A 16,290-nucleotide genomic window follows, 5' to 3' on the forward strand; every position below is an offset into this window, starting at 1 on the left:
GGGTAAAACGGATAGGAGTGCGTTATGAAATCATTCCGTACCAGATTGGCCTGGATTCTGATGGGGCTGGTCGGCATTTCCATGTGTGCGGCCGGCCTGACCATGGCCAAAGTGTTTAAAGATTCTCACATTTCTGTTCTGGAAGACAATATGGCCCGGGAAATAAATATATTGTCCAGCACCTTTGCCTTTCAGCCGGCAGAAAACAATCCGGAAGCGTTCAGCTATTACTCCTCCAAGGCGGCTGAATTGGACAACCTTACCGGACTGCGGGTGACTTTCATTCGGGCTGACGGGCAAGTGATGGGGGATTCCGAAAGCAACGCTTCCAAGATGGAAAATCACCTGCACCGCCATGAAATTGAAACGGCAGGCCAGGCGGGCTCCGGCCATCCGGGTATTTCTATTCGTTTCAGCGATACGATCAAAGAAGATATGCTTTATGTCGCCGAGAAGGTAACCAGCGATCAGGGCTTTGACGGATACATCCGTCTGTCGATGAGCCTTCATACGGTTAAGGAAGGATTATGGAAAGCCTGGTCTCTGATGATCGGCGGTTTGCTTATTCTGTTTGTGGCCGCAGGATTGGTCAGCTACCGTCTGGCTTACAGCATTACCAAACCGCTTAACAAAATTACCCAAGTGGCCAACCGGATTTCGCGGCTCGATTATGATGCCAGAGTTTATTTGCAGCGGCGGGTGGATGAAATCGGGCAGCTTGGCGGCGCCATCAACCGGATGGCGGACAGCCTTCAGCAGCAGCTCAAGGTCATCCGCGAAAATGAAGACCTGCTGCAAAGCGTACTCGCCAACATGACGGGCGGTATTATTATCGTAGATGTTGACGGGCATATTGCGCTTGTAAACCGGGCAGCTTGCCGCATCTTGCGGATCCGGGAGCAGGAGGCGCTGGGAAGACCTTATCAGGAAATCAAACGGAGTTATGAATTAACGAAATTTATAGATGAAGGCGTATCCCGCAGGGGTTATGTATCTGAAGAGCTGACCGTTTATGATCCGGAAGAGAAAATTTTGCGTATTGATGTGGTTCCAATGTATGAGGAAGGCGATGCGTACAGGGGCATGCTGTTTCACTTCCAGGATGTGACGGAAATCCGCAAGCTGGAAAGAATGCGCAGCGAATTCGTTGCTAATGTATCGCATGAGTTAAAGACGCCGATTGCAGCCGTTCAAGGTTTTGCGGAGACGCTGCTGACCGGTGAAGTGAAGGATGAGGAGACGGCCCGCTCCTTCCTGCAGATTATTTATGATGAAGGCGACAGGCTCAACCGGCTGATCGGGGATATTTTGGAGCTGTCCAAAATCGAATCGCGCCGCGTGCCACTTGCCTTTGAACCCATAGAACTGCGCCCGCTGTTCGAAAGCCTGTTTGAGGTACTGAAGTCGGCTGCGGAGAAGAAATCCATTTCCTTGAAGCTGGAAGTGCCGGAAGGCATGTTTATGGAAGGGGATGAGGACCGGCTGCGGCAGATTTTCATGAATCTGTTGTCCAATGCGATCAGCTACACCCCGGATGGAGGCAGAGTCAAGGTAACAGCGGAAATTCTGGACGACGGAGACGAAGAGAAAATCCGGTTTGTCGTATCCGACACGGGCATCGGTATTCCGAAAAAAGATCTGCCCCGCATCTTCGAGCGTTTCTATAGAGTGGATAAAGCCAGATCGAGAAGTTCAGGCGGCACAGGACTGGGACTGTCCATTGTTAAACATTTGGTAGATCTGAATCACGGAACGATTAAGGTGGAGAGCAAGGTGGGAGAAGGGTCTTCCTTTATTCTGGAAATGCCGATGGTGCAGCAAATCGATTGACAGATGATCAGTCCGGTTAGTCCAATGCGGGAAAATACGATTTTACACCGGGTTAACATTTCCGTGCTATGCTGATAATAAATGAGTCCCGGCAATCCGCCGGATTCATCAATCAGAAGGTAAATGGGGGTTCCTATGGCTAAGCGATTGCTGGTTATTGAGGATGAGCCAACACTGTCACGGCTGCTGTCTTATAATTTAAAGAACGAGGGCTACGAGGTAACGGTAGAGGAGAATGGCCACAGCGGATGCGAGACAGGGCTCCGGTCAAGCTTTGATCTGATTCTGCTGGATTTGATGCTTCCGGGAATGAACGGCTTTGAAATTATGTCTAAGCTGAGAAACGAAGGCATCGGGACGCCGATCATTATCCTTACAGCTAAAAATGCCGAAGAAGAAGTGGTGCAGGGGCTCAAATCCGGTGCCGATGATTATATAACGAAGCCGTTTGGCGTAGCCGAGCTTTTGGCCCGCGTAGCTGCGGTGCTCCGGAGATCCTCTGGAGACGAGGAGATTGTGAAGCCTGTGCTGGAAACCGAATCCCAGATTGTATTGGGAGAACTTGTTATTTATCCGGAGAAATATGAAGTCACTTTGGGCGGAGAAACGATTACGCTCAGACCGAAAGAATTCGAAGTGCTTCTTTATCTGGCCAGGAAGCCCGGTGTCGTCATGACCCGGGACGATCTGATGAATGCGGTTTGGGGATTTGACTATATCGGAGGACAGCGGACGGTGGACGTGCATGTCAGCTCGCTTCGCAAAAAGCTGGAGCTGGACCCCGAGTCCGTTCATATCGATTCGATCCGCGGCGTAGGGTACAAGCTGGTTGTAAATAAGAAAAAAGGGTTATCCCAAAAGGTTTAACGGGCCGGGATAGCCCTTGTTTTTTGTCCATTTTATGAATTTACATACTTTACAATTACTTTTTACTTTCCAGGCTTATGATAAAGCTGCAAACGGAACAATGACTACAGGGGGTCTAACGAGATGCAGTTAACACCTATTCAAGAACGTGAACAAGCTGCCGCCCATTTATGGAAAACGGAGGTACCCTTGGTTTCACCTGAAGTCACTTGTAAGGAGCTGCTGTCGCGTTTTCAGGAACAGGATGAGCCGCCTTGCGTTGTGTTGTGCGACAATGCTGGTCAAATAGCAGGACTGATCATGCGGGAGCAGTTCTATCGCAAGCTTACCGGCCGGTTTGCGGCCGAATTATTTTATGATCGTACCGTATCCAAATTTGCCGATCCCCATCCTCTTATCATGGAGATAAGCCGTGATCCGGCAGAAATTATAGATGCAGCATTGGCCCGGGAAGAAGAACGTTTCTATGATTGTGTTATTTTAACGGATAACGGCCGTTTCAACGGCGTTATTACCGTCCATCATTTAATGATGTTATCCCGGCTATTACAGCAGGAAGCCCGCCACTCCCGTTACAGCGTTCTGGCTTCCTCACGAAAGGCAGTCGAGACGATTGAAGTGGCCACCCGGGAGGTGACCAGCGCTGCCGAGCAGGGCCAGGCGTTAACGGAGAAAATGATTGATCTGACACAGGACGGACGGATTGAACTGCAGATGGTCAAGCTTTCCTTCGAACGTGTGTTATCCATGATTATGGCGCAGGCCGAACAAATCGGGCATTTGCGGAACATGGCAGACGATATTATGCGTATCTCCGCATCGATTCGCGAGCTCGCCGACCGCTCGGGCATGCTGGCTATGAACGCAGTGATCGAAGCTTCGCATGCAGGGGAGCATGGCCGGGGATTTTCAGTTGTAGCGAACGAAGTGAAGAATTTGGCCAACCAGACCAAAAGCTTCTCGGATGAAATAGGAGCCACACTTAAGCAGGTGAATGCGTTAGTCCACCAAGCCGTTCAATATTCGGCTGACTCGGAGCTGGAGATGGAGCAGAGTAAAACCCGGGTAGACTCGGCGGATCAAACCTTTCAAAACATGGATGAAGCGGTTAAAGCGGTTGAGCTGGCCGACAAGGAAATCTCCAGACTGGCCCATGCTGCCCGGCAGCAGGCTGAGTATGTCATCGAAGAGCTGAATAATCTCGGTTAACTGCTAAAGAACCATATTTTACACTTAGTTAACAATTCGCTTCATTCCGTTTTACATTCCGATTGTAAAATCAGAGATGGTTTACAATTCATTTGCATGGGCAAATGGAAGGAGAAGTCGATGAAACCTATTATTCACATCAACGAGTTGAACTTATATTACGGTTCTTTTCATGCGCTGAAGAACGTATCTATGGATATTCCGGAGAAAGAGATTACCGCTTTTATTGGCCCTTCCGGCTGCGGGAAATCCACGCTGCTTCGTACGCTGAACCGGATGAATGATATGATTCCAGGAACCCGAATAGAAGGCAAGGTAGAGGTGGGAGGAAACGATATTTACGGCGCCCAGGTTGAAGTGGAGTCGTTGAGACGAAACGTCGGCATGGTGTTTCAGCAGCCGAATCCTTTTCCAAAAAGCATATATGATAACGTTGCATATGGCCCAAAACTGCACGGAGTCCGCAGCCGTCCCGAACTGGATGCTATAGTCGAGAGAAGTCTTCGGCAAGCTGCATTGTGGGATGAAGTTAAGGATTATCTGAAACGTTCGGCGCTTCGGTTGTCCGGCGGTCAACAGCAGCGTCTTTGTATTGCCAGAGCCCTTGCCGTACAGCCTGATGTTCTGTTGATGGACGAAGCGACTTCCGCACTCGATCCGATTTCGACCTTAAAGATTGAAGAGCTGGTTCAGGAGCTCAAAGACAGCTACACTATCGTCATGGTTACCCATAATATGCATCAGGCTGCCCGTATTTCCGGGCGTACGGTATTTTTCCTCAATGGAGAAGTTGTGGAGGCGAATGAGACCCAGCAGTTGTTCTCGAACCCTCGGGATTCCCGGACCGAAGATTATATCTCCGGCCGTTTTGGATAAAGGAAAGGGGCATGTGCCGATGATACAGAGAAAAGAGTTTGATTTGCATTTGGAAGGTCTGCGGCAGCAGCTCCGCGAAATGGGCGAACATGTGAAGGCCGCCCTTCAAAATGCCGTCTCTTCCCTGCAGAACCTCAACCTTGAGCAAGCCCAGGAGGTTGTGGCCAAAGATGCCGAGCTGAACCGCATGGAAGAACAGGTTATGGAGCTGGGCTCCAAGCTGATCGTTACGCAGCAGCCGGTGGCCAAGGATTTGCGTAAAATTATCGTAGCGTTCAAAATCTCCAGCGACTTGGAGCGAATGGGTGATCTGGCCGTGGATATCGCCAAAGTTACGCTTCGCCTTGAGGACCAGAAGCTGATCAAACCGCTTGTTGACATCCCAAAGATGGCCGGACTCGTTGAGAAGATGGTAGAGGATTCACTGAACTCTTATCTCGATGAGAACACGGATTTGGCTTATAAAATGGCGCAGGATGACGACGAGGTCGATCACTTGTACAGCCAAGTTCTCCGCGATCTGTATGAAATGATTAATAAAGATTCGGAGCAGATTCATCAGGCGCTGCTGCTTACGCTGGTGGGCCGGTATGTTGAGCGGATCGGTGACCATGCTACTAATATTGGAGAAAGCACGGTTTACCTCGTTACCGGCAAACGTCCGGATTTGAACCAATAAGCTTTTGTTTCGCAGCCCAAGACCACAGGAACTTTTCTGTGGTCTTTTTCTTTTTAGGCTTCAGCCTGTTGAGCGCGTGAAACGCGCGAAATATAAAACCACCCGCTATGCGGGTGGAGGGATCTAGGGTTACACCAATAAGACCATCCCGATAAAATTGAGATGTTCAGGCTCAATTCGAAAGGATGGTCTTAAATGGCAAATAAAAACTTTAGTTTAGCGCACACAAAGTGGATGTGTAAGTATCACATTGTGTTCACCCCGAAGTATAGACGTAAAGAGATCTACAATCAAGTGAGACGAGATCTAATTGAAATCATGAAGCGTCTATGTAAATACAAGGGAGTCGAGATATTAGAAGGACATATGATGCCGGATCATGTGCACATGCTGGTGGCGATTCCACCGAAAATATGGGTGTCTTCCTTTATGGGCTATTTAAAAGGGAAAAGCGCACTCATGATCTTTGAGAAGCATGCCAATTTGAAGTATAAGTATGGGAATCGTAAATTCTGGGCGGAAGGCTACTACGTAAGTACAGTGGGGCTAAATGAAGCCACCGTCGCCAAATACATTCGAGAGCAAGAGGCACATGACCAGGCAGTGGATAAGCTGAGTGTAAAAGAGTATGAAGATCCATTCAGCAGCAACAAGAGCAAGAAAAAGTAAAACCAGTTTAACTGGTAAGTGAAAGAGACAAATAACACTGAGCCTGAACGCTTTGTGGTCAGGCTAGCGTCTTTAGGCGCAGTTTGGCAACAAGGGGTTATACCCCTAGTGCAAACCACCCGTTGGACGGGTGGTTCTGATTTGTTTTTGCTGGTGTAGGGTGCTGTGTTATCATAGAGTACAAGAAGCCAAACCTAAGAACGAGGTGCACGAAATGGAGAAATTGATCCTGATTGACGGGAACAGCATCATATACAGGGCGTTTTTTTGCCATGCCCCCGCTTACCAATTCAGCTGGTCAGCATACCAATGCCGTATACGGCTTTACGAATATGCTGCTTCGGTTAATTCAGGAGCAGCAGCCAAGCCACATTTTGGTAGCTTTTGATGCCGGGAAGCAGACTTTCCGGCATGAGGGTTATAAGGATTATAAAGGCGGCCGGGAGAAAACACCGCCGGAGCTGTCGGAGCAATTCCCGGTGCTGAAGGAGCTGCTGGACAGCTTTGGCATCGCCCGCTATGAATCGGAAGGTTTTGAAGCGGATGATATTATCGGAGCTGTGAGCAAACGGGCGGACGAGGAAGGCAAGCAGGTGCTTGTTGTTACCGGTGATAAAGATATGCTGCAGCTCGTATCCGACCATGTCCAGGTCGCATTGACCCGGAAAGGCGTTACGGAAGTCGAGTCGTATGGTTTTGCCGAAATCCAGGAACGCTACGGACTCAAACCCGAGCAGATTACCGACTTGAAAGGCCTTATGGGCGATACCTCGGATAATATTCCAGGCGTGCCCGGCATTGGCGAGAAAACGGCGCTCAAGCTGCTGCACCAGTTCGGCAGTGTTGAGGAAGTGCTGGCCCGAACGGACGAGCTGAAAGGCAAAATGAAAGAAAATCTGGTCAATCATGCGGATGATGCCCGGATGAGCAAGCAGCTGGCGACCATTCACCGCGAGATGCCGGTAGACAGAAGCTGGGAGGATATGGTGTTTGCGGGCCTCTCAGAGGACAAAGCAGCACCTGTGCTTCGCAAGCTTGAGTTTAAATCGCTGCTGGAACGTTTGTCTTTCGCTGCCGAAGGCGGAGCCGCGCCGGACGGACAGACAGACCGGAAAGCGGAAGAAGAGCTGGAGATCCAGGTTTGTACAGAGGACAATCTGGGTGAATTGCTGGGAATTCTCCCTCAGGTTACGGCTCTACATATTGAGACTAACGGAGATAATCCGCATCAGGCAGAAGTTGTTGGCCTTGCTTTTGCCGCTGCGGAGAGGCACTATATCGTTTCTTACGAGCTATTGAGCAAGGCAGCTGCCACGCCGCTTAAAGCCTGGCTCGCCGACGAGACCATCCCCAAAAACGGCTACGATCTGCATCGCGCCGATCTGGCGCTCCACTGGCACGGGATTCCGTTTGCAGGGGCAGCCTTTGACGTCAGTATCGCCGCTTATCTGCTTGATCCTACAGGGGGAGATCAGAGCATCTCGGCACTGGCGGACAAATATGGTCTGGCGCAGGTAACCTCGGATGAAGGTGTATTTGGCAAAGGGGCTAAATACAAAGTGCCGGAGGAGGAGCTTCTCGGCAAACATCTGGCCCGGAAAGCCGCCGCGATCGCCAAGCTGGTGCCTCTGCAGCAGGAGGATTTGGAGAAGAACGGCATGAGCAAACTCTTTTTCGATCTGGAGATGCCTTTGTCGCGGATTTTGGCCGATATGGAGAAGCAGGGCGTAGCGGTTAACCGCGAGGATCTGCAGCAGCTAGGAGCGGAGTTCCAGGAACAGATCAACAAGCTGGTCGCTCAAATTTATGATATTGCGGGAACGGAATTTAATCTGAATTCACCGAAGCAGCTCGGGGAAATTTTGTTCGACAAAATGCAGCTTCCCGTCATCAAGAAAACAAAAACCGGTTATTCGACGGATGCGGACGTGCTGGAGAAGCTGGCCCCTTATCATGATATCGTGCAATTTATTCTCGATTACCGTCAGCTGGCCAAACTGCAGTCCACTTATGTGGAAGGTCTGCTGAAAGAAATTCGTCCGGAGACCGGCAAGGTGCATACGTATTTCCGGCAGACGATTACGGCAACAGGCCGGCTGAGCAGCCAATATCCGAACCTGCAGAACATTCCGATCCGTCTGGAGGAAGGACGCAAGATCCGCAAGGTGTTTGTGCCTTCCGAGCCGGGCTGGCATATCCTGGCGGCCGACTATTCTCAGATCGAGCTGCGGGTGTTGGCTCATATTTCAGGGGATGAGCGGCTGAAAGAAGCTTTCCTGGATGAGATGGATATTCACACCAAAACGGCGAGCGATGTGTTTGGCGTGCCGCAGGATCAGGTTGACTCGAATATGCGCCGCTCGGCCAAAGCGGTCAATTTCGGGATCGTATACGGGATCAGTGACTATGGCCTGTCCCAGAACCTCAACATAACAAGGAAGGAAGCCGGGCAGTTCATTGAGCAATATTTTGCCGTCTTCCAGGGGGTTCGCAGATATATGGACTCGATCGTCAAGGAAGCCAAACGGGACGGCTATGTGACCACACTGCTGGAACGCCGGCGGTATTTGCCGGAAATTAATGCAAGCAACTTTAATCTTCGCTCCTTTGCGGAAAGAACGGCCATGAATACGCCGATTCAGGGAACGGCGGCAGACATCATCAAGCTGGCGATGGTGCGGATGGTGGAGGCGCTGAGCGAACGGAAGCTGAAGAGCCGCATGCTGCTTCAGGTGCATGACGAACTTGTATTTGAGGTTCCGGAGGACGAGCTCGAGCTGATGACCGGGCTGGTGCCTGAAGTCATGGAGAAGGCGCTTGAGCTGTCCGTGCCGCTGAAAGCGGAGGTCAGCAGCGGGAACAATTGGTACGAGGCCAAATAAAGGGGCACGGCAGGGCTTTTTCCGGTATAATGGGACATGAGGTGAAGAAAGAATGCCGGAATTGCCGGAAGTTGAAACCGTAAGACGAACGTTAACCCAGTTAATTACAGGCAAGAAGATAAAGAAGGTAACCGTAAATCTGGCGCGGATTATCCAGCGCCCTGACGATACGAAGCTGTTCAGCCAGGAGTTGGAAGGACATGTGATTACCTGTGTTGGCCGAAGAGGCAAATTTCTGCGGATCGAAATGGACAATCTGGTGTTGGTCTCTCATTTGCGGATGGAAGGCCGCTATGGTTTGTACCGCAGTGACGAGCCGGTGGAGAAGCATACCCATGTGATTTTTCACTTCACGGATGGAACTGAACTTCGCTACCGTGATGTCCGCCAATTCGGGACGATGCATTTATTTGCGCCGGGAGAGGAATTTAGAAACAAACCGCTGCAGAAGCTTGGGCTTGAGCCTTTGGATGAGGGATTTACACTTGAAGCTTTAAGAAAGGTGCTTGCCGGCCGGAAGACAAAAATCAAGGTGGCTCTGCTGAATCAGGAATACATTGTAGGGCTTGGCAATATCTATGTGGATGAGGCTTTGTTCCGTGCCGGCATCCATCCGGAGCGCCCGGCGGATTCGTTAAGGGATGAAGAGTGGACAGCCCTGTATCAAAGCATTATTTCGACCTTGACCGAGGCTGTTGAAGCCGGCGGTTCATCCATCAAGTCCTATGTGAATGGACAAGGGGAGATGGGGATGTTTCAGCAGCAGCTGCAAATATATGGCCGGAAAAATGAGAGCTGCAGCCGCTGCGGCGGCGTGATTGAGAAATCGGTCGTCGGCGGGCGCGGCACCCATTATTGCCCGCGCTGCCAGCAGCTTTAGCTAGTATGATTTAATGAGGTGAGTGCAATTGAAGATCGGGCTGACAGGCGGAATAGCAACGGGGAAAAGCACGGTTTCCCGCATGCTGACCCGCCGGGGAGCGCTGTTGATTGATGCCGATGTTCTGGCCCGCGAGGTCATGGAACCCGGGCATCCGGTGCTGGAGGCCGTTGTGCAGCGTTTTGGAAAGGACATCCTGCTGCCGGACGGAACCTTGGATCGGAAGAAGCTGGGGACCCGTGTGTTCGAGAGCCCGGAAGAACGTCTTGCTCTGAATGCGATCACACATCCCGCGATTCGTGCGGAGACGAAGCGAAGAATAGAGGCGTATGAAGCCGAATATCCGGACAAGCTGGTAGTAGCCGACATTCCGCTGCTCTATGAATCCGGTCTGGATTCGCTTTATGAAACCATTATGGTCGTATATGTGCCGCGGGAGATCCAGCTTATGCGCCTGATGGAACGCGATGGTCTTGATGCACTCCAGGCTGAAGCCAGATTGTCCGCCCAGATGGACATTGAACAGAAGAGGACGATTGCCGATATCGTGATTGATAACAGCCAGGGACTTGAACAGACTGAAGCCCAGGTCGAAGCGTTCTGGAAAAGCTGTGGGTTGTCATGAAGTGGCTCCGTAAGAAAAGAGTGCTGCTGCTATTGTTCATGGGTTTTATCGTGTTGATCTTTATGAATACGCAGTGGCTCACTTTGTTTTATCCGATTTATTATAAGGATGATATTCGCAAGCACTCGGAGAAAAACCAGCTTGATCCGTTTATGGTTGCTGCTATTATCAAGGTTGAAACCAATTACAAACCAAGCAGGCAGTCCAGAAAAGGGGCGCTGGGCGTGATGCAAATTATGCCGGATACAGCGCAGTGGGTATTGGAGCAAGCCAAGCTGCCAAACGTATCCATGGACAGGATCAATAACGAAACCGGGACAAACATTGAAATTGGAACCTGGTATTTAAAGAGCTTGTCCGATCAGTTTGACGGGAATATGGTTGCGGTGATCGCAGCTTATAATGCGGGTCCTACGAGGGTGAAGAACTGGTTGAAGAGCGGAACATGGGACGGCACTGTGGAAACAACCAAAAACATCCCGCTAGGAGAAACCAGGCATTATGTGCAGCGGGTTGTTCATTATTATGAGCAGTATACCAGCATCTATAAGCAGTTCTAAACAAGAAAAACGCCGGAGAGAATGTAGAATTCTCCCCGGCGCTTCTTAGCTGCTTGTCAGTTCTTATTTGAATTGACCAGCCAATTGTTGTTCTGCCAGTGTTACAAGACGTTTAGTAATGTAACCCCCGATAGAACCGTTTTCGTAAGAAGTCAAGTTACCTGCATATCCATCTTGTGGAAAAGAAATGCCGAGTTCTTGAGCAATTTCATATTTCATTTGCTCGAGTGCGCCAGAAGCTTGTCGAACTACCAGGTTGTTGGAGTTACCGCTGTTGTTGTTTGCCATTGTCTTTTTCACCTCCTTGGGTTGGTAACTGTATTATGTGCCGTATTACGGAATCTACTCACAAAGTTTAAAATTTTCAGATGGAATTGTTATCCAGATAGGTGAAAACCTTGATTTGCTAAGAAAGGAGAGGGTATTTTGAAGTGTCCGTACTGCGATTATAATGGCACTAAGGTGCTGGATTCCCGGCCTGCGAATGAAAACCGCTCCATTCGCAGACGGCGGGAATGCGAGAAGTGCAACCGCCGATTTACGACTTTTGAGATGGTGGAGGAAACGCCGTTAATCGTAATCAAGAAGGGCGGCAGCCGCGAGGAATTCAGCCGGGAGAAGATGCTGCGCGGATTAATCCGCGCCTGTGAGAAACGCCCGGTGTCCGTGGAGCAGCTGGAGTCGATCGTCTCTGAGGTCGAAACGTCGCTGCGCAATACAGCGGTGGCTGAAGTGGAAAGCATGGAAATCGGCGAGCTTGTGATGGAGCATCTGTATCCGGTTGATGAAGTGGCTTACGTCCGGTTTGCCTCGGTATACCGCCAATTCAAGGATATCGATATGTTTATGCGGGAGCTGAAGGGATTGCTGTCTAAAGATACGGGCAGCGGAGAATAAAAAAATTTGATGGGCCCTGGAGAGATTCCTGGGCTCTTTTGGTGTTCCGGAATAATTGTCTGTACAAACAATCCGGTAATGAAGTACCATGTGAGAGGGCGTCCCGGAGTCCGGAGAGGGAGGACATTTTATTATGAAAGCTGCGATATTATTTGTGCTTGCGGGGGTGGCGGAAATCGGGGGCGGATATTTGATCTGGCTTTGGCTGCGCGACGGAAAAAGCTCGCTGTACGGCCTGTTTGGCGCGTTGCTGCTCATTGCCTATGGGATAGTCGCAACCTTGCAGTCTTTCTCGTCCTTTGGCCGCGTCTATGCGGCTTATGGAGGGATTTTTATCGTATTGTCCGTCCTGTGGGGATGGTGGGTGGACCGTAAAAATCCAGATGCTTATGACTGGGCAGGGATGATCATTTGTTTGATTGGGGCACTCGTGATGCTTGCGCCCCGCAAATGAGCAGAGGGTCCGGATTTTGAAGTGAAGAAGGAATTCACAATCATGAAGGAAACAAAATCAGTTTATGTAAATGTGGTCTTGTTGACCATTGGAGTCATTTCGATCGGATTGTCCTCCATTTTTATTAAATGGGCCACCGCGCCGGCTTCTGTACTCGGCATGTACAGGCTTTTTTTTACGCTGGTATTAATTACGCCGATGCTGCGCAAATTATCTTTGCGCGCCATATTTAAGGATCTATCCCGGAAGGAGCTGCTGCTTCTGCTGCTGGCGGGTGTTTTCCTTGGGCTGCATTTTCTGCTCTGGATGGAATCGCTTGCTCATACGTCCGTTGCCAGCTCCATGATCCTGTTGTCGCTCCAGCCTGTATTTATTATGCTGGGTTCTTTCTTTATGTTTAAGGAGCGGACAACCGGAGGAGGCGTGCTCGCTTTAAGCGTAGCGGTAATTGGATCGGCAGTAACGGCTTGGGGCGATGTGGGACTGTCCTCAGAGGCCATGTATGGTGATGTGCTCTCACTTCTTGGAGCCGTCACTTCTTCCCTTTACATGCTGACAGGGCAGAACCTGGTGCGCCGAATTCCGCCGATTGCTTACAGCTATATCGTGTTTGCTGTGGGCGGCATCGTGATGCTGATCTACAATTTGGCCAAGGGGGTTGTGTTATTCGATTACGACAGCAAAGAATGGGTTTTGTTCCTGCTGCTGGCTATCGTTCCTACAATCTTTGGGCAAATGCTGTTTAATCGTCTGCTGGGCTCGCTCGGGGCAACGACCATTTCCATGGTCATCGTGGCGGAACCGGCTGTAGCGATCCTGCTGGCTGCTTTCTTGCTGAATGAGAAGCTCACCCTTCTGCATGGCGTGGGAGGCGTATTGACTTTGGCCGGAATTGGTTTGTTTTTCTGGTTTAAACAGATGATGATTAAGCGGGGCCAAAAAAGTTTAAGGTAATTTTCAGCTTTCTATAAGGTTACATTAATCTAGGACGTGTATATTGAAATTACCCTCTTAATGATAAATTGGTTGACGGAGATCGGCTGGGTGGGGCCGGCCGATCTCTGATCAGCCGGATACAAGCTCGGCGCAGAATTCCCTTGGACATAGGGCGTGCCTTAAATATACAAGATATACAAGAGAAGATACATAATGAACATGATGGGCAAGACCTTGCGGAAGCAGGGTCTTTTGTTTTGTGCTATTAGGCCATGAGGATTGGCCTTTGGGCAGACGCGGAAATCCGCACTCACGGGCTTAAGCCTACAGCAAAATTTGAGGTGCTTCATATGGTATAGAGTAATCCACCAAGAGGAGGTCGTTAAAATGGGTGAAGTAGCAGGAGCAGGTTACGGCGTAGGCGGAGCATTTACTTCAACAGGTGCAATTTTGGTATTGTTTATTTTGCTGGTTATCATTTCCCGCGCTTGGCTGCTGTAATATCGGCTGAGCACTAAGGAAGAAGTGTCTTCTACCCCCTTGCTGCCCGAAGCAGCGAGGGGGTTTTTAGCGGAAGAAATAAATGACAAAAAAAGTTGACAAGCTTTTGACTCCCGTGATATTATCTATCTTGTCGCTGCTGAAGTTACTGAGTAACAAACAGCAACAATAATTATGCGGTTGTGGCGGAATTGGCAGACGCGCACGGTTCAGGTCCGTGTGGGCTAACCCCCCGTGGAGGTTCGAGTCCTCTCAACCGCATCCTTTAAAGAAAAGCCCGTGAGTTTCCTTTATGGAAGCTCACGGGCTTTTTTTAATTTTGAATCCGGGAGGCGGATCTTGGAACTGCGGATTTAATCAAACGTCAACTTGTACAAAGGAAAGAATTGAAATAAAGAAAAGCTATTCGCTACCTGTGGGACTGCCCCCTGTCTTTTCGGGCCATTTGTTGAGGGCTGTCCACAGATCGGATCATTAAAGGACATGAACGACTTCGGCATGCAAATACCTTTTGCTTTGTTCTCCGCATGTAAATCAATACGCGAAAAAGATTTAATAATAATTTAATAAATTCCTTATGACGGCTTAATTTCAATTATCAGCGGCCAAATCTATAATTCAATTACAGCAAATAACACACCAAAATTATAGGAAATGGGGAGTTTTTAAGATGAAAAAGCTTTGGATGGCAGGAGCAACAATGATGGTTACGGCGGCAGTGCTTGCCGGATGCGGTTCGGGAAAGGAGGCGGCGAATACGTCACCTGCAGCCTCAGCCGAGGTGCAGGCTTCAACGCCGGCAGCCTCAGCCGCGGCAGCAGTCGCTAAAACCGGGATGTTGAGCCCAATCGGCAAGGAAGTATCGCAAGGCAACATAGAAATCAAAGACGGAAAATTGATGCTCACCAACTTTAAAACCTCGGAAGGTCCGGATCTGCACATCTATTTGGCCAAGGGGCAGGACATAGCTACAGGAAAAAGCCTCGGTAAAATTGACCTGAAGCAATCGGAGCAAACCTTCGATCTGGCCGGCGCCGATCCGGAGGAATACGATTCCGTCGTCATCTACTGCAACAAGGCGCATGTGGCATTTGGCGCGGCCGACCTGAAATAACGTTTCCGGGGGCCTCTTCTGGACGATAAAGGAGAAGCCCTCGAATCATTATCCAGGAATATGCCGGGAAAAGCACCGGGGAAATACCGAAAAGATAACGAAGGTACGTTCGAAAGGCATTAGAAACAGAAAGGCGGTGTTACGGTGAAAGTCATTTATCTTCTGGCCGGATATGGGTTTAGCCTGCTTCGGGTAGTGTTTGGATTGATGTGGTTCAAGTCCGGCTATGCCAAAATTTCCGGGGGGTTTGGCGTGGAAAGTCTGGTTCCGGTTGTTGCCGCTAATGCCGATTCACCGGTGTGGTATAAGCATTTTTTTGCCCAGGTGGTAGGTCCGTATGCGAATGTGTTTGATCTGGTCATTCCTATTGGAGAGATGCTGATCGGAGTAGGTCTGGTGCTCGGACTGCTGGCAGTGCCGGCAATTGTCATGTCAGTGTTCGTTAATGTAAACTATATCCTGGCGGATATGATCTTTACTTATCCAGCCGAAATCATGCTTGCGGTCATTTTGTTAGTGGGCCATAAGTTCAGCACCGCTGTAAGCATAGAGCGCTGGCTTTACCCGAAATGGAAAAATCGCAGGCTGGACACGGGGATGTGACCGTATTGTCTTCTATTTTAATTGTTGATGATGAAAGGCCAATTGTAGAGATTTGCCAGTTGTATTTACGAAATGAAGGATATACGGTTTACACCGCCAGCAACGGCGAAGAAGCGGAGGAAATGGTCCGGAACCATCCGATTGATTTCATCGTGATTGATGTGATGATGCCAAAGAAAAATGGCTATGAGTTTATTGAAATGCTTCATCATGAAGGGATGGATATCCCTTTTTTATATTTGACGGCGCTGAATCAGGAGAAGGATACGTTGTACGGCCTTGCACTGGGAGCAGACGATTATATTACCAAGCCCTTTAGCCCTAGGGAGCTGGCCTTCCGTATTAAAAATATATTGAAGCGGGTTAATAAATTTAAACAGACCGAGGTTCGTTTTTTGCGCGAGAAAGAACTTTATTTGAACAAGGATGAGCGCGAAGCCCGCCTATATGGAGAAATACTTGATTTGACGAACAAAGAGTTTGATTTGCTGTGGACCCTGGTCGAAGAGAAGCATCGCGTATTGTCTAAATCCGAGCTGCTGAAAAAGGTATGGGGTTACGAATATTACGAGGACGCCGCCACGGTTAATGTTCATATTCATCATTTACGCGAAAAACTGGCTGCTTTGGATAAAGGAAACACGCTGTCCATCAAGACGGTATGGGGCATTGGTTACCAATTCAAGGGAGAGGAGGGGGAGCAATAAT

Annotated in this window: 18 protein-coding genes and 1 tRNA gene; 18 read left to right on the forward strand and 1 reads right to left on the reverse strand. The window is 49.5% G+C overall.

All coding sequences use genetic code 11. The annotated features are described in order from the left end of the window. The first annotated feature begins 24 nt into the window (after positions 1–24). The 10 genes from pnpS to AWM70_RS03550 all read left to right on the forward strand — a co-directional run bounded on the left by pnpS (position 25) and on the right by AWM70_RS03550 (position 11,077). Entirely contained in the window at positions 25–1,830 is a 1,806-nt protein-coding gene (gene pnpS, locus AWM70_RS03505; RefSeq protein ID WP_068694367.1) for a two-component system histidine kinase PnpS, read from the forward strand. A gap of 135 nt (positions 1,831–1,965) precedes the next feature. Further along, positions 1,966–2,697: a response regulator transcription factor gene (locus AWM70_RS03510; RefSeq protein ID WP_068694368.1), complete on the forward strand. Its 732-nt coding sequence runs from the start codon at positions 1,966–1,968 to the stop codon at positions 2,695–2,697. Positions 2,698–2,820: 123 nt separating this feature from the next. After that, complete coding sequence (locus AWM70_RS03515) at positions 2,821–3,906, forward strand: methyl-accepting chemotaxis protein (RefSeq protein WP_068694369.1); 1,086 nt, start codon at positions 2,821–2,823, stop codon at positions 3,904–3,906. A 120-nt stretch (positions 3,907–4,026) separates the two neighbouring features. Then, the gene (pstB, locus tag AWM70_RS03520) at positions 4,027–4,782 is read left to right on the forward strand and encodes a phosphate ABC transporter ATP-binding protein PstB (protein WP_068694370.1); all 756 of its coding nucleotides are present in this window, start codon (positions 4,027–4,029) and stop codon (positions 4,780–4,782) included. A 19-nt stretch (positions 4,783–4,801) separates the two neighbouring features. Continuing rightward, positions 4,802–5,461: a phosphate signaling complex protein PhoU gene (phoU, locus tag AWM70_RS03525; RefSeq protein WP_068694371.1), complete on the forward strand. Its 660-nt coding sequence runs from the start codon at positions 4,802–4,804 to the stop codon at positions 5,459–5,461. Positions 5,462–5,656: 195 nt separating this feature from the next. After that, complete coding sequence (tnpA, locus tag AWM70_RS03530; protein ID WP_068694372.1) at positions 5,657–6,130, forward strand: IS200/IS605 family transposase; 474 nt, start codon at positions 5,657–5,659, stop codon at positions 6,128–6,130. Between the two features lie 272 nt (positions 6,131–6,402). Next, positions 6,403–9,012 carry a DNA polymerase I gene (polA, locus tag AWM70_RS03535; protein WP_418303197.1) on the forward strand — a complete coding sequence of 870 codons (2,610 nt, stop codon included), beginning with the start codon at positions 6,403–6,405 and terminating at the stop codon, positions 9,010–9,012. Between the two features lie 52 nt (positions 9,013–9,064). Then, on the forward strand, positions 9,065–9,892 hold the full coding sequence (gene mutM, locus AWM70_RS03540) for a DNA-formamidopyrimidine glycosylase (protein ID WP_068694373.1): 828 nt from the start codon (positions 9,065–9,067) through the stop codon (positions 9,890–9,892). A 28-nt stretch (positions 9,893–9,920) separates the two neighbouring features. Continuing rightward, complete coding sequence (gene coaE / locus AWM70_RS03545) at positions 9,921–10,517, forward strand: dephospho-CoA kinase (protein WP_068694374.1); 597 nt, start codon at positions 9,921–9,923, stop codon at positions 10,515–10,517. Continuing rightward, entirely contained in the window at positions 10,514–11,077 is a 564-nt protein-coding gene (locus AWM70_RS03550; protein WP_068694375.1) for a lytic transglycosylase domain-containing protein, read from the forward strand. Before coaE ends, AWM70_RS03550 begins: the two co-directional genes overlap by 4 nt. A 63-nt stretch (positions 11,078–11,140) precedes the next feature. Here AWM70_RS03550 and AWM70_RS03555 read toward each other — a convergent pair whose 3' ends face one another. Continuing rightward, positions 11,141–11,365 (reverse strand): alpha/beta-type small acid-soluble spore protein, encoded by a 225-nt coding sequence (locus tag AWM70_RS03555; protein WP_068694376.1) that lies wholly within the window; start codon positions 11,363–11,365, stop codon positions 11,141–11,143. Between the two features lie 138 nt (positions 11,366–11,503). Between AWM70_RS03555 and nrdR the strand changes: the two genes are divergently transcribed. The 8 genes from nrdR (at position 11,504) to AWM70_RS03590 (ending at position 16,289) form a co-directional block, all read left to right on the forward strand. Next, positions 11,504–11,974 (forward strand): transcriptional regulator NrdR, encoded by a 471-nt coding sequence (nrdR, locus tag AWM70_RS03560; protein ID WP_068694377.1) that lies wholly within the window; start codon positions 11,504–11,506, stop codon positions 11,972–11,974. Between the two features lie 133 nt (positions 11,975–12,107). Then, complete coding sequence (locus AWM70_RS03565; RefSeq protein ID WP_068694378.1) at positions 12,108–12,428, forward strand: YnfA family protein; 321 nt, start codon at positions 12,108–12,110, stop codon at positions 12,426–12,428. Between the two features lie 42 nt (positions 12,429–12,470). Further along, positions 12,471–13,382, forward strand: coding sequence for a DMT family transporter (locus AWM70_RS03570; RefSeq protein ID WP_068694379.1), 912 nt, complete (start codon positions 12,471–12,473; stop codon positions 13,380–13,382). A gap of 369 nt (positions 13,383–13,751) precedes the next feature. Beyond that, positions 13,752–13,865, forward strand: a complete 114-nt coding sequence (locus AWM70_RS22535; RefSeq protein ID WP_083180111.1) for a sporulation protein YjcZ — start codon at positions 13,752–13,754, stop codon at positions 13,863–13,865. Between the two features lie 176 nt (positions 13,866–14,041). Further along, positions 14,042–14,126, forward strand: a tRNA-Leu gene (locus AWM70_RS03575). A gap of 409 nt (positions 14,127–14,535) precedes the next feature. Then, positions 14,536–14,979: a DM13 domain-containing protein gene (locus AWM70_RS03580; RefSeq protein WP_068694380.1), complete on the forward strand. Its 444-nt coding sequence runs from the start codon at positions 14,536–14,538 to the stop codon at positions 14,977–14,979. A gap of 144 nt (positions 14,980–15,123) precedes the next feature. Further along, positions 15,124–15,582, forward strand: coding sequence for a DoxX family membrane protein (locus AWM70_RS03585; RefSeq protein ID WP_068694381.1), 459 nt, complete (start codon positions 15,124–15,126; stop codon positions 15,580–15,582). Next, positions 15,549–16,289 carry a response regulator transcription factor gene (locus AWM70_RS03590; protein WP_335582142.1) on the forward strand — a complete coding sequence of 247 codons (741 nt, stop codon included), beginning with the start codon at positions 15,549–15,551 and terminating at the stop codon, positions 16,287–16,289. The genes AWM70_RS03585 and AWM70_RS03590 overlap by 34 nt, the downstream gene beginning before the upstream one ends. The last annotated feature ends 1 nt before the right edge of the window (position 16,290 follow it).

The organism is Paenibacillus yonginensis (assembly GCF_001685395.1).
In the GTDB taxonomy this organism is placed as follows: Bacteria; Bacillota; Bacilli; order Paenibacillales; family Paenibacillaceae; genus Fontibacillus; species Fontibacillus yonginensis.